At 42.7% G+C, this 14517-nt stretch carries 13 protein-coding genes and 1 other annotated feature; of the genes, 12 read left to right on the top strand and 1 reads right to left on the bottom strand.

Going from position 1 to position 14517, the window contains the following annotated elements:
- Position 1: 1 nt before the first annotated feature.
- The 6 genes from ABFX15_RS11205 to rpsD all read left to right on the top strand — a co-directional run bounded on the left by ABFX15_RS11205 (position 2) and on the right by rpsD (position 5315).
- Positions 2 to 763 (top strand): iron ABC transporter ATP-binding protein, encoded by a 762-nt coding sequence (locus ABFX15_RS11205; protein ID WP_346025487.1) that lies wholly within the window; start codon positions 2 to 4, stop codon positions 761 to 763.
- 30 nt (positions 764 to 793) lie between these two features.
- Entirely contained in the window at positions 794 to 1792 is a 999-nt protein-coding gene (locus ABFX15_RS11210) for a siderophore ABC transporter substrate-binding protein (protein WP_346025488.1), read from the top strand.
- 108 nt (positions 1793 to 1900) lie between these two features.
- Positions 1901 to 2533, top strand: a complete 633-nt coding sequence (locus ABFX15_RS11215) for a DUF1054 family protein (RefSeq protein WP_346025489.1) — start codon at positions 1901 to 1903, stop codon at positions 2531 to 2533.
- 25 nt (positions 2534 to 2558) lie between these two features.
- The gene (locus tag ABFX15_RS11220) at positions 2559 to 3134 is read left to right on the top strand and encodes a sugar O-acetyltransferase (protein ID WP_346025490.1); all 576 of its coding nucleotides are present in this window, start codon (positions 2559 to 2561) and stop codon (positions 3132 to 3134) included.
- A 130-nt stretch (positions 3135 to 3264) separates the two neighbouring features.
- The gene (locus ABFX15_RS11225) at positions 3265 to 4398 is read left to right on the top strand and encodes a baeRF6 domain-containing protein (RefSeq protein ID WP_346025491.1); all 1134 of its coding nucleotides are present in this window, start codon (positions 3265 to 3267) and stop codon (positions 4396 to 4398) included.
- A gap of 311 nt (positions 4399 to 4709) precedes the next feature.
- Positions 4710 to 5315 (top strand): 30S ribosomal protein S4, encoded by a 606-nt coding sequence (gene rpsD / locus ABFX15_RS11230; protein WP_091264530.1) that lies wholly within the window; start codon positions 4710 to 4712, stop codon positions 5313 to 5315.
- Positions 5316 to 5394: 79 nt separating this feature from the next.
- On the opposite strand, the gene ABFX15_RS11235 is transcribed toward rpsD, so the two are convergent.
- Positions 5395 to 5853: a GAF domain-containing protein gene (locus ABFX15_RS11235; protein WP_346025492.1), complete on the bottom strand. Its 459-nt coding sequence runs from the start codon at positions 5851 to 5853 to the stop codon at positions 5395 to 5397.
- A gap of 130 nt (positions 5854 to 5983) precedes the next feature.
- Between ABFX15_RS11235 and ABFX15_RS11240 the strand changes: the two genes are divergently transcribed.
- From ABFX15_RS11240 to ABFX15_RS11265, 6 genes are all read left to right on the top strand, one after another.
- Complete coding sequence (locus ABFX15_RS11240; protein ID WP_346025493.1) at positions 5984 to 7702, top strand: septation ring formation regulator EzrA; 1719 nt, start codon at positions 5984 to 5986, stop codon at positions 7700 to 7702.
- A 149-nt stretch (positions 7703 to 7851) separates the two neighbouring features.
- The gene (locus ABFX15_RS11245; RefSeq protein WP_346025494.1) at positions 7852 to 8988 is read left to right on the top strand and encodes a cysteine desulfurase family protein; all 1137 of its coding nucleotides are present in this window, start codon (positions 7852 to 7854) and stop codon (positions 8986 to 8988) included.
- 10 nt (positions 8989 to 8998) lie between these two features.
- The gene (gene thiI / locus ABFX15_RS11250; RefSeq protein ID WP_346025495.1) at positions 8999 to 10216 is read left to right on the top strand and encodes a tRNA uracil 4-sulfurtransferase ThiI; all 1218 of its coding nucleotides are present in this window, start codon (positions 8999 to 9001) and stop codon (positions 10214 to 10216) included.
- 69 nt (positions 10217 to 10285) lie between these two features.
- Complete coding sequence (locus ABFX15_RS11255; protein ID WP_346025496.1) at positions 10286 to 10789, top strand: thiol peroxidase; 504 nt, start codon at positions 10286 to 10288, stop codon at positions 10787 to 10789.
- A 17-nt stretch (positions 10790 to 10806) separates the two neighbouring features.
- Positions 10807 to 11045, top strand: a binding site (T-box leader).
- 51 nt (positions 11046 to 11096) lie between these two features.
- On the top strand, positions 11097 to 13748 hold the full coding sequence (locus ABFX15_RS11260) for a valine--tRNA ligase (protein WP_346025497.1): 2652 nt from the start codon (positions 11097 to 11099) through the stop codon (positions 13746 to 13748).
- A complete protein-coding gene (locus ABFX15_RS11265) occupies positions 13745 to 14401 on the top strand; it encodes an HAD family hydrolase (protein WP_346025498.1) in 657 nt (218 codons plus the stop codon). Before ABFX15_RS11260 ends, ABFX15_RS11265 begins: the two co-directional genes overlap by 4 nt.
- Positions 14402 to 14517 lie beyond the last annotated feature (116 nt).

Consider the following 14517-nt stretch of genomic DNA (forward strand, 5'->3'; position numbering starts at 1 on the left):
CATGATGGAAGTCCAGAACGTGACAAAAAGTTACGGCGAAACAATTGTAGTGAACAATGTCAGCTTGCCGATCGAAAAGGGGAAGATGACCGCATGCATCGGACCTAACGGAGCAGGGAAGAGCACGCTGCTTGAAATGGTGAGCAGACTGATTCCGCAGGATACCGGACACATCTATATCGACGGAAATGAGGTCAAAACCTGGAAGAAAGGTGATTTTGCCAAGCGACTGTCTGTACTTAAACAGACCAATCAGATGAATGTCCGGCTCACGGTAAGAGAGCTCGTCTCTTTCGGGCGATTTCCCTATACAAAAGGCCGCCTGAATCAGCATTGTCATGAGGTGATTGACAGTTCCCTGGAGTATTTGGGGCTTTTGGACCTGCAGACCCGTTATATCGATACCTTGTCAGGAGGTCAGCTGCAGAGAGCGATGATCGCTATGGTTCTGTGTCAGGATACAGATTATATCCTGCTGGATGAACCTTTAAATAATCTGGATATGAGTTACGGGGTCCAGATGATGAAAACACTCAGACGCCTGGTTGATGAACTTGGAAAGACTGTAATAACAGTCGTGCATGACATCAACTTTGCTGCAAGTTATGCGGATAATATCGTCGCAATGAAAGAAGGCCAGCTTTTTGCTTCCGGCCCCGTTGACGAGATGATCACTAAACCTGTACTCGATGACTTGTACGATATGGATGTCAAGATTATTGAAAGTAACGGAACTAAATACTGTCTGTACTATACTAATTAAAATTAAAGACAAAGAATAGGAGAATAGACAATGAACAAATCATATTTAGTAAAATGGGGACTCATTCTGAGTACACTGACCTTAACAGCATGTGGAGACACACAAGAAGAGAATGTGGATTCCAGTGCCGCTGACGGAGAAGAAACTGTCTTAGAAGACAGTTCAGAAGAAAACGTGGAAGAATCACCTTCTGTCGTGACCATTGAAGATGCTGCAGGCAATACAGTGGAGGTACCGGCCGATCCGCAGGCTATAGCTGTGTTTGACAACGGCCAGCTGGATAATCTGTCTACGCTTGGCCTTGCAGATCGTGTGGTGCTGACAGCTTCTCCTAATCTTCCTGATCATTTATCTGAGTACGAAGATATTGAGGTTGCCGGAAGCTTTTTTGAGATCGATCTGGAAGTGACAAATGCAGCTCAACCTGATCTGATTATTGTAGCTGGTCGGTCAAGTTCGGCCTATGATGATCTGAAAGATATTGCTCCGACGATCGATTTGAGTAATGACTCGACAGCCTATTTTGACTCGATAGACAACAATCTGGACCGTCTTGGTATGATTTTTGGTCTGGAAGATGAAGCAGAAGCCATTGTTTCGGAGCTTGAAACTGAGCTTGAAGAGTTGAGAGAGCGTGCAGAGGCGTCAGAATTGACGACCTTAATGGCTATGTACAATGAAGGCTCACTTTCAGCATATGGACCGGGTTCTCGATTCGGCGTGGTTCATGATGCATTTGGATTTACAGCTGTTGATGAAGACATTGAAGAATCGAATCACGGCATGGAAATCTCCTTCGAATATGTGCTGGAGATGGATCCGGATCTTCTCTTTGTCATTGACCGAACTGCTGCAATAGGCGGCGATACGTCTTCTCAGCCAATAGAAGAAAATCCGGTCATTCAGCAGACATCCGCATTCCAGTCTGATTCAATCTATTATCTGTCACCAGCTGCATGGTACCTTGCTGAAGGCGGCGTAGGAACATTCCGTATCATGATGGATGAAGTAGGACAAGCTTTAAATTAATTGGACACACGACTTAAATAGGGAGGTAAGGTATCGGGATGAACTTATCCTGCATCCTTTCTCCTTTTTTGATACACTAGTAAGGCAATGATAAATCAGGAGGTTGTTATGGAACATTATTTCGAACCAGAACATTTCAGTATTTTTTCAGTCGATGGACTGGATGAGAGGATGGCACTGATCAGAGAACAGATCCAGCCTGTTTTCCAGTCGTTCGGTGATGAATTCAAAGCGCATGTGAATACTCAGACGGCATTTGACGGAGGCTTTCACATTGCCCAGCATAGACGCAGAACTGCTAACGCTCCGGAAAGTACGTGGAGTGCTCTTGGAGGAAATGCTAGAGGCTACAAGAAGTATCCGCATATCCAGCTGGGAATCAACAGCGATCATATTTTTCTCTTCCTGTCACTGATCGATAACCCTGTACATGAAAAGGCCATGGGTCAGTATCTTCTCGAGAACCTGGAGCTGTTCAATCATTTATCAGAGGAATATTATATTTCACCCGATCATACTAAACCTGAGCTTAAAAAGGCGGATAGTGAAATAATCGAAAAGACTTTGAAGAGGCTGCTCAAAGTTAAAAAAGGAGAGTTCATGATAGGTAAGATCATGCGTGAAGATAGTGTAGAGTTGTCGGATAAAGACGCACAGTTTGACTTCTATAAAAAAACACTCGACGACCTCATGCCTATCTATTCCCGCCTGCTTGATGTTCATCAGAAGAACGAGGACTAACTTAAAGGATAAAGGAGTTTTTCATATGCAGTCAGAGAAAGATAAGATGACAGCAGGAGAGATGTATGACCCATCTGATCCTGAACTGATAAAAGGAAGATGCAAAGGCCACTATAAAGCTCAAGATTTCAACAGAGCTGATACTGATGAAGAGAGAAAGCGGATCATTAAGGACCTGTTCGGAACCACTGGTGAAACTATTAAAGTGGAACCGACTGTGCGTGTAGATTATGGCTACAATATACATGTTGGGGAAAATTTTTATGCCAATTTCAACTGTGTCTTTCTGGATGTCTGCCCTATTCGCATTGGGAAGAATGCGATGCTGGGTCCGGGAGTCAGTATTGTTACACCTGAACATCCTTTACTACCAGCAGAACGGAATTCAGGGTATGAATTCGGGAGACCAGTGACTGTGGGGGATAACTGCTGGATCGGAGCAGATGCGACGATTGTAGGCGGCTCTGAACTGGGCAATAATGTAGTTGTTGCTGCGGGAGCTGTAGTCAAGGGTGTCTTTCCTGACAATGTTGTGATCGGTGGAGTGCCGGCCCGTATCATCAAGAACATACCGATTAATGAACAAGGCCAGTTTTCATAGGCCTTTTTTATTTGCATGAATACTCAGCATATTCTTAGACATTTATTAGTGTATTAGCTATGATGTACATATAGCACTCTTTATTGAGATGCTTCTCAGTGAAGAGAATAATGAATGGAAGGTGACGCATATGCAAGAACTTTTAACATTCCCGACAGACGAACTGCTTAAAGAGTACGAGGTAGTCGTTTCGATCTCACTGAACAACGAATCGAATGCAGTAGAAATCGAAGCGAACCAGATTCAGTTCCAGAATTTACTGAAAGAGGCAAAAGCTAAACTCTGTGAGTTGTATGATGAGAAATACTGCAATACGTTACTCGAAAAAGTGAAGCCACTTGTGGATCATTCAGATTTCTGGAGGCAGATGACTCAAAGTGTCGTCTTTTATGTCACCCCGGACGAAGTCTACTACTACCGCTTAAGTGTGCCGATTCACACTGGTACAGTAGTAGCTGAACAACCATATATCTTACCATTGATCGCCAATTTCCAGTACGTGAGCTACTATCACCTGCTGGCCCTGAATCATGATAAATTCAGTTTATACAACGGCAGACGCAATAAACTGCAGGAAATAGATCTGCCTGAAGAGGCCCCTGACACACTGACTAAAGCTTTAGGGGACGAGCTGACTGGTGGAGAGCTCAACGTTGGATCTTATAATGGAAGTGAAGGAAACAGTGGTGGCGTCTTTCACGGACATAACGAGAAGAGCAATGAAGTTGAGATCGACCAGGAAAATTATTTCCGTGAAGTTGATAAATATGTCTTTGAACATTATTCCAAGCCGACAGAACTACCTTTAGTCCTATTCGCTCTGCCGAAAAATATAGCAGATTTTGAACGTTTGTCAAAAAATGAATACCTTGACGAAACACGTATTGAAGCTTCTCCATCGCAGTTATCGTTTAATGAGATTCAATCACATACTTCTGAAGTGGTGGATGAAATTATTAATCGCAGATACAAGAAACTCGTTGAGAAATTTAACGAAACGACACCTGAATATCGACTTGAAGCCCAGTATAATGACTTGGGAATGGCAAGTATTCAAGGGAAAATCGACGTTCTTCTGATCGAAGACGATTACCAGGTCCATGGTGAACTTGATGAGAACGGACAGTACCAGGAAAGCACAGAAACTAAAAAGTATGTGAACCAGCTTGTTCATAACGTACTCAAGACTAAAGGAAACGTCTATGTTCTGGAAAAAGCCAGTATGCCTTCAGATACAGGAATTGCTGCAACTTTAAGATTCTGATTCATAAAGAATAAGAGTAAAAGCCGGGGCCAATGACTCCGGTTTTTATTTTATCTAAATGTCCCAATCACCTTGACTTCCCGACTTATTATCGGTATACTGACCTTTGTGTAAAATATCGCAGCGGGAAGTGGTAACCGCGTCAACAGTTTTTTGCCATGTGAATCATATGAGCGCAATTGTGTAACCAGCGGCTGCAATTGGTGAAGATTGAAAAGAAACTGCACGTACTACTGAGCTTCCATTCGTTATTTTACTCCATTGCAGTTTTTGAATAAAACTGACAACAATTTAAATGGAGGAATCCCAAAATGGCAAGATACACAGGACCATCATGGAAAAAATCAAGACGTTTAGGCATCTCTTTGACCGGTAGCGGAAAAGAACTGGCAAGACGTCCATATGCACCGGGTCAGCACGGACCTACTGCGCGTATCAAACTATCTGAATACGGCCTGCAGTTAAAAGAAAAACAGAAACTTCGTTACATGTACGGGTTGAACGAACGTCAATTCTTCAACTTGTTCACTAAAGCAGGTAAAATTCGTGAAGGTAAACACGGTGTCAACTTCATGGTGCTGCTTGAACAGCGTCTAGATAACGTTGTTTACAGACTTGGACTTGCGACTACTCGTCGTCAGGCTCGTCAGCTTGTAAACCACGGTCACATCACTGTAAACGGCAAACGTGTCGATATTCCATCATTCCACGTATCAGTTGGAGATGTAGTCGGCGTTCGTGAAAAATCTAAAAACCTTAAAATTATCAAAGAATCAGTTGAATCTATTTTTGGTCGTCCGGACTTTATTACGTTCGACGATGAAAAGCTTGAAGGATCTCTTACACGTCTACCACTGCGTGAAGAAATGCCTGCTGAAATCGATGAAGCGTTTATCGTTGAGTACTACAACAGATAATCCGATATTAACAGTATTAAAAAGCCTTCTGTCATTAAATCGACAGAAGGCTTTTTTAGATTGACTGGACACGTCATGTTTAAAGAGCTTCGAGGAGAACATTACAGAATTCTTCCAGCATTTTTTTGTCGTCTTGCGAGAAACGATTCTTGATTGGCGCATCAATATCAAGGACACCGATTTTTCTGCCGTTTTTGATAAGCGGAACTACAATTTCTGACTCACTGGCTGCATCACAGGTAATATGACCTGGAAACTGATGAACATCAGGAACGACAATCGTTTCTTCGTTCTTAAAGGCTGTGCCGCATACTCCGCTGCCGTCCTTTATTCGAACACAAGCTACTTTACCCTGGAAAGGACCCAGGACGAGTTCCTGATCAGTTGTATCCCACAAGTAGAAGCCAGCCCAGTTTACGTCTGTCAAGTGATCAAAAAGCAGAGCAGAGGCATTGCTGAGATTGGCTATAAGGTTAGGCTCATCTGCCAGAACAGCTTGAAGCTGCTTATTTATCATATAATTCAGTTCTTTTCCCATGATTCTTTCCTTTCGCTACTATGTTTTTTTTAGAATTTGCTTGCTAGTATAACATAATTGTTCTAAGTTTGATATACTATATAAAAGAGAACAAGGGTAGACTCTCGTATCTACTGCTGGAGGGAATAAAATGACAATCGAAATTGTCGTAGCGATCAGCATCGTCATACTTGCAGTGATAGTGTATTTCAGTACATATTACCTCAAGAAAACACATTATACTGATATCGACCGACTGGATCACAAAAAAAAGGACGTATTCAGTTATTTGCCTAATGAGAAAGCAGATAAGCTTGAAAGAATGGCAATTAGTGGCCAATCTAAAGCATCAGCTGAAATGGCTGTCAGTAAGGTGAACTTGATCAATGATGAACGACTGCCGGAAGTAGAGGCGTTTTTATTTGATGCCGAACAAGCCACAGATCGTTACCGGTTCAAGCAGGCTTCAGACTATCAGAAAAGAGCAGATGAATCGCTGAATGCTATTGAAGAAGATGTCAAGCAGATAGTCAGTACGATCGATGAATTGCTGCAGCGTGAAGAAGCGAATCTGAAAAAAGTCGATGCTATTAAGAAAAGGTACCATAAAATCAGAAAAGAACTGCTGGCGAACAGCTTTACTTTTGGCGACAGCATCAATAATCTCGAAGACAAATTGGGTGACATTGAATCCAAGTTCACCTCGTTTTCCGATCTGACAGCATCAGGAGATCACGAAGAAGCTAAGCTGATTGTATCTAAACTGGATAAAGATATGTCAGCGATGGAAAAGCTAATGAGTCGTATTCCTGAACTGATCAAGACGATCAACACGTCCTATATCAAACAGAAAGAAGAGATAGTCGAAGGGTACAGAACTCTGACTGAACAAGGGTATCTCTTTCCAGAAGCAAATGAAATGGAAAATAAGCTAAACACGCTCGATAATGATATCATTGAACTGAAATCTCATATTGAGGAACTGGATATTAAAAAAGCAGATTCTCAAAGTGAAGCTGTCGAAATAGAGATCAATGACTTATACGATCTTATGGAAACTGAAATTGAATCCAAGGCATCGGTAAACACTTTAATCAAGAAACTAAAGAAGATCATATTGTACGTTCAGGAGCAGAATCGTGAAATGGGCTTTGAACTTGACCGGATCAACCAGAGCTATACCCTCTATCAGAATGAGGAGAATCAGTATAAAGACCTGAAAGAGGCCCTAAAAGAACAAGTCAAACTGATCGGTGAGGTAGAAGCAGAGCTTTCAGAAGAACAAATACCGTACTCAACTGCAGAAGGGTTACTTAAAAAGAGCTTCGAGCAGTTGGAGAACGTGTCCCGAACTTATGAGACAATGTCGACACAGCTCTATTCTTATAGAGAGAAAGAGCTGCAGATCAAAACTGATATTGAAGAAATGGAAATGGCATTAAGGGAAATGAAACGTTATATTGAAAGCAAGCATCTTCCAGGTCTGCCGAAAGCTTTTCTGGATCTCTTTTTCTACACAACAGATCACCTGGAGGCTTTATCCAAGGAACTCGCCAGACCTCGTCTAAATCTGAAAGAGGTGCTATCTCTTCATAAAATGTGTGAAGATGATATCGAATCACTGGCGGACCAGACCGACACGATCGTCGATGAAGCTCTCCTGACAGAACTGACCAGCCAGCGCCTATACAGACATAAAGACGAACATCCAGAAGTAATCGAGACAATCAAATACAGTGAATCCCTCTTCCTCGATGAGTATGATTATAAAACTGCCCTTAAAATGGTCAGAGAAAAACTGGAAACAATTGAGCCTGGTGCATATCAGAACCTATCCGAAGAGTATAAAAAAGATAAATCGTATGATTAAAACTTATTTTACGGGAAAAGTCAGTCTAGTACTGGCTTTTTTCACGGTTACCATACTGCAGGTAATACACCAGTCCAAGGCTTGAAGAAGTAAAAAATTCTGATATAATAGTAAAAGTTTGTATATGAACGGCATAGAGAGGTTTTGACATGATATACTTTGACAATTCAGCTACAACTAAAATTAATGATTCAGTTCTCGAGTCCTATCTGGAAGCAAGCAAACGATACTACGGTAACCCGTCCAGTCTGCATGTTATGGGCGAAGAGACGAGTAGTCTGCTGAAACGGTCCCGTGCTCAGGTGGCCGAGCTGCTTCAGGTCGATTCTGAAGAAATAGTCTTTACCAGCGGTGGTACTGAAGGAGACAACTGGGCAATAAAAGGCACAGCAATCGAAAAGATGGCTTACGGGAAGCATATTATCTCTACAGCTATCGAGCATCCAGCAGTAATTAAATCCTTGGAGCAACTGGAACAAATGGGCTGGGAAGTGACGTACCTTTCTGTAGATGAGAAAGGTCAGATCGATTTGGATGAACTAAAGCAGGCAATCAGAAAAGATACGGTTCTTGTATCCATAATGGCTGTCAACAATGAGATGGGAAGCATACAGCCTTTAAGAAAGATTGGAGAAATACTTGAAACTTATCCATCTATACACTTTCATGTAGATGCTGTACAGGCAGTCGGCAAAATTGATCTGGACCTGGCTGGATCAAGAATCGATATCGCTGTCTTTTCTGGACATAAATTCCATGCGCCTAAGGGGACCGGCTTCATTTATCTGAAAAAAGGCAGAAAACTTGCTCCCCTGATGAGTGGTGGGGGCCAGGAAAAAGGAAAACGAAGCGGGACAGAAAATGTACCAGGGAATATTGCTATGGCTAAAGCTCTGAGACTTCTGTTAGAAGACGTAACAGCTAAAAGAAAAAGATTATCTGAACTGAAAAACGAACTGACTGACTATCTGAAAAAATTGGAGAAAGTGACCATCTTTAGCCCAAATGGGAGTGCACCTCATATTATTTGTTTCGGAATGAACCGGATTCGAGGAGAAGTCATTGTCCACGCACTGGAAAAGCATGGGATCATTGTATCGACGACTAGTGCTTGTTCCAGCAGGAGAAAGACGAAAACACCAACTGTACTGGATATGGGCTACACTAAAGAAGAAGCTGAATCAGCTGTCAGAATCAGCTTGAGTCACTTAAACACGAATGATGAAGTTCAGGAATTCAAAGACCAGTTCAATTTGATATATGAGCAGTTGAAAGATATAAATTAAGGAGAGCGTTATGCAGATTACAGAAATTCTGGTTCGCTATGGCGAGCTGTCTACAAAAGGAAAGAACAGAAAATTTTTTATCAAGAAGCTGCACAGAAATGTTCGGTCACAACTTCGTCAGTTCAGCACAGTCAAGATCAGTTCGAACAGGGACAGGATGCATATTGATCTGAACGAGGAAGACGCCAATGCAGTGATGACCGAACTCAAGGATGTATTCGGTATCCAGTCATTTTCACCTGTCGTTAAAGTGGATAAAACGCTGGAAGAAGCCAAGAAAGCCGTTGTTCATCTGGTTAAGGAACAGTTTAGGGAAGGTATGACCTTCAAGATCATGACCAGAAGAGCTGACCATGATTTTGAATATGATACGAATGAAATGAACCGCCTTCTTGGAGCAGAAGTTGAAAAAGCTGTTCAGCCGGTATCAGTGAAAATGAAAAACCCCGATGTAACGGTCAGGGTAGAGGTTCGAAAAGATGGGATATTCATCTCTGTCGATACTTTGTCCGGTGCAGGAGGTCTTCCAGTAGGTACAAGTGGTAAAGGGATGCTTATGCTGTCAGGCGGGATCGATTCACCTGTTGCAGGATATCTGTCTATGAAACGAGGCATGTCCATAGAAGCCGTTCATTTTCACAGCCCGCCTTACACTAGTCCGCAAGCTCTTCAGAAAGCTAAAGATCTCACTGCCAAAATTGCACGATATGGGGGAGACGTCACCTTCCTGGAAGTTCCTTTTACTGAAATTCAGGAAGAAATTAAGAAAGTGATTCCCGAAGCGTATTCAATGACTATTACCAGACGAATGATGCTGAGGCTGACTGATGCGATCAAAGAACACAGAAACGGGTTGGCGATAATCAATGGTGAGTCGCTCGGGCAAGTCGCTTCTCAGACTCTAGAAAGCATGAGAGCTATAAACGAAGTGACCAATACTCCTGTTCTCAGACCACTGATTTCAATGGACAAGAACGACATCATTAAAATTGCACAGGATATCGATACCTTTGATCTGGCGGTTCAGCCTTATGAAGACTGCTGCACGGTCTTTGCCCCTACACGTCCTAAAACAAAGCCTAGACTGCACAAGGTCAAGGAACTGGAAGAGGAGCTGGATATTGACGGGCTGATGCAGCGTGCACTGGACGGCATAGTTGATACGGTGATCGGTAAACATTCCGGTTCAGAGCATTCAGACGAAGCAGCTTTTGATTCGCTTTTCTGATTCTTTTGGTTGCATTCGGCCCTGATGAACCGTACACTAGACTTAAACCATAGGAAAGAAGGAAATAACATGGATGTAACTTTAAAAGGTGAAAAATTCCAGACAAACGCTCAACCCCCTCAAGTAGGAGACGATGCGCCTTCCTTTACGGCTAAGAATCTGAATGAAGAAACGGTCAGCTTGTCAGATTACAAAGGAGATGTGCTGATCATCAGTACGGTTCCGGATATTGAAACAAGCACGTGTTCCAGACAGACGAATACCTTCAATGATAAAGCTGAAGATCTGAAGAATACACGGATCATTTCCATATCGACAAATACTATAGAGCAGCAGACCAAATGGGCAGAATCTAAAGTGCTGTCTTCAGATATTCTTCATGACAGTGACCGGTCATTTGCTAAAGATTATGGTCTTTACATCGAAGCTATTGACAAAATGGCTCGGACAGTCTTTGTCATCAATAGAAACGGCCAGATCGTCTACCGTGAAGTGGTGAAAGAAATGGCAGAAGATCCTAACTATGAAGAAGCTTTGTCAGCTGCAAGACATGAAGAAGCAGAACTGAACTAATTCAGACAAGAGAATAAATAAAAGCATAGAACAAGAGGAGTAATGATCCGAATCATCTCAGAGAATGGGTGTCAGCTGGAAATCCCTGATGAAGACGATCACGAAGTAGCTTGGGAGCTTTTACGGGGAAACCAAATAGTACTCGTAAATGGGACGACAGACCATTAATACTGTCTAGAGAGATTACAGCATATATTTGATCGACCGGAATATGCTGTAGTAATATAGGTGGTACCGCGAAGCATTCGTCCTAGTTTGATTAGGATGGGTGCTTTTTTTGATAATTAAAATAAATGAGGTGCATAAAATGGAAGAGAATAACATGTCAACGAAATACGATCCAACTGCCGTAGAAGCAGGAAAATATCAGGAATGGCTGGATAAAGATTTGTTCAAGCCAAATGAGAAGGGAACAGAACCGTATTCTATCGTCATTCCGCCGCCGAACGTGACAGGGAAACTTCACTTGGGCCACGCATGGGATACGACGCTTCAGGATATCATAATTAGACAAAAGCGTATGCAGGGATATGACACCTTGTGGCTTCCAGGGATGGACCATGCCGGAATAGCAACCCAGGCCAAAGTAGAAGAGAAACTGGCTGAGCAGAACATTTCCCGTCATGATCTGGGTCGAGAGAAGTTTCTTGAAAAAGTATGGGACTGGAAAGAAGAATATGCGGCTAATATCCGTGATCAGTGGGCAAAAGTTGGTATATCAGTCGATTATTCAAGAGAACGGTTTACGCTTGATGAAGGACTGAATAAAGCAGTAAACAAAGTATTTGTTGATCTGTATAATAAGGGTCTTATCTATCGTGGAGAGTACATCATCAACTGGGACCCTAAAGCGCAGACGGCCTTATCAGACATTGAAGTCGAGCACAAAGAAGTCAATGGTGCCTTCTACCATATCAGCTATCCGATAGTGGACAGCGAGGAGTCGGTAGAAATTGCTACGACCCGTCCGGAAACAATGCTTGGAGATACGGCTGTAGCTGTCCATCCAGATGATGAGAGGTATCAGCACCTGATTGGAAAGAAAGTGCTACTTCCTATATTAGACAGGGAACTGGATGTCATCGCTGATGACTATGTCGACATGGAATTTGGTACAGGAGTAGTCAAGATTACTCCCGCCCATGACCCGAATGATTTTGAAATCGGTCAGCGACATGATCTGAAACAAATCAATGTGATGAACAATGATGGATCCATGAACAGTCTGGCAGGAAAATATGAAGGGATGGACCGGTTCGAAGCACGTAAAGCTCTAGTCAGTGATCTTAAAGAAGAAGGATATCTAATCAAGATTGAAGACATGCAGCACAGCGTGGGTCACTCAGAACGAACAGGTGTCATTGTCGAGCCGAGACTGTCAACTCAATGGTTTGTGAAGATGGATCACTTATCTGATAAAGCACTGGCTAACCAGCTGACTGAAGATAAAGTCAATTTCGTACCGGAACGTTTTGAGAAGACATTCAATAGCTGGATGGAAAATGTACACGACTGGGTTATTTCAAGACAGTTGTGGTGGGGACACCGTATACCGGCCTGGTATCACAATGAGACAGGTGAAGTTTACGTTGGAGAGTCAGCCCCCTCTGATCTGGAAAACTGGACGCAGGATAATGATGTGCTGGATACCTGGTTCAGTTCGGCCCTCTGGCCTTTTTCTACTATGGGGTGGCCTGACGTGGAAAGCAGCGACTTTAAGAAATACTTCCCGACGAGTACGCTGGTAACAGGGTATGACATTATTTTCTTCTGGGTCAGCCGTATGATTTTCCAGAGTCTTGAATTTACAGGCAAAGCGCCGTTCAAGCATGTTCTCATGCATGGACTGATAAGAGATGAGCAGGGCAGAAAGATGAGTAAATCTTTAGGAAACGGAATTGATCCTATGGAAGTCATCGACAAGTATGGTGCGGATGCACTGAGATGGTTCCTTTCCAACGGATCTGCTCCTGGCCAGGATGTCCGCTTCAGTTATGAAAAGATGGATGCATCATGGAACTTCATCAATAAGATATGGAATGCAAGCAGATATGTCATCATGAATTTAGGTAACTTTTCAGTTGAAGAAATCGATCTGACTTTAGAAAAATCGATTGCAGACAAATGGATCCTAGCTCGTCTTAATGAGACAGTCAGACAAGTGACCGACCTGTTTGAGAAGTTTGAATTCGGTGAAGCTGGCCGTCAGTTGTATAAATTCATCTGGGATGATTACTGTGACTGGTATATAGAGATGAGTAAGGAAGTCCTGACACAGGGAACGAAAGAACAGAAGCAGTCTGCCAAGTCTGTTCTTGTACATGTTCTGGACCAGACCCTGCGTCTGCTTCATCCGATCATGCCATTCGTAACTGAAGAAATATGGTCTCATATCCCTCACTCAGGAGAGTCCATCGTAACTGCAGAATATCCTGTGACTCGCACTGAATTCGAAGATCAGGATGCTGTAGAAAACATGGACATGTTGATCGAACTGATTAGGGCTGTCAGAACGATTCGTTCGGAGGCTGACAGACCTTTGTCCAAAACGATTGATTTGCTGATCAGAACTAAAGGAGACAAAGAAGAGACTTTCCTTAAAAAAAATGAGTCATTCATCAGACGATTCTGTAACCCTGATCAGCTAGTCATAGAACAGTTGGTCGATGTGCCGGAAGAAGTGAAAGTAGCTGTAGTAACTGGCGCGGAAGTATTCATCCCACTTGCCGGACTAGTCGACTTCAAAGAAGAAATCAAGCGTCTGGAAAAAGAGCAGTCTAAATGGCAGAGTGAAATCACTCGAGTGGAGAAGAAACTTGCTAATGAAAAATTCGTTCAGAATGCTCCAGACAGCATCGTTGAAGAAGAGCGAGCTAAAGGGAGAGAGTATCAGGAGAAATATGATTCTGTCACTCGACAGTTGGCGAAAATGAAAGAGATAGAAGAGGATAATCGATGAATAGACTGATCATATTTGATATGGACGGGCTGATGTTCGACACTGAACCCCTCTATTATAAAGCCAACCAGAAGACAGCTGACCGTATAGGCCTTCCCTTTGACTATGCGTTTTATGAAAAGTATATTGGTGCCAGCGAGAAAGACTTTTTCAATGCGATGTATCAGTCATTTGACAAGGAAAAAGTCGAGCGATTCATCACTGACAGTACAGCGGATTTAAAAGATGTCCTGTTTGCGGCTCCTCCAGTCAAGAAAAAAGGACTGGTCGATCTGCTCGATTATCTGAAAAGTAATGAATACAAAATGGTGGTCGCGTCCAGTTCTGAAAGAGAGGTCGTCAAGGCACTTCTCGTTAGTGCTGAGGTATCAGATTACTTTGACGGCGTCGTTGGAGGAGATGATGTGACGCATTCAAAACCTCACCCTGAGATATTCATCAAAGCCAGTACGCTGGCAGGTGAAAATTTATCTAATATTTTAGTTCTTGAAGATTCAGTAAACGGGATCAAAGCGGCTAACGCAGCAGGCTTTCCAGTTGTAATGGTACCGGATCTTATCGAACCCGATGATGAAATCCGCAGCCGAACATTAGACGTCTGCCATGATCTTCATGAAGTTCTAACGAAGATAAAAAGTGACATTTTAATTTAATGGGTAATGTTATAGAAGAGGAGCTAAAGACAGCTTCTCTTCTTTTCATGTGCGCCCGGCATGGGCGACAACTTGGTGGTGAAAGTCCACTACAGACTTGGCAGTAGGAACTGTTA

Origin of the sequence: Alkalibacterium indicireducens (assembly GCF_039522005.1) — a bacterium.
Classification (GTDB): Bacteria; Bacillota; Bacilli; order Lactobacillales; family Carnobacteriaceae_A; genus Alkalibacterium; species Alkalibacterium indicireducens.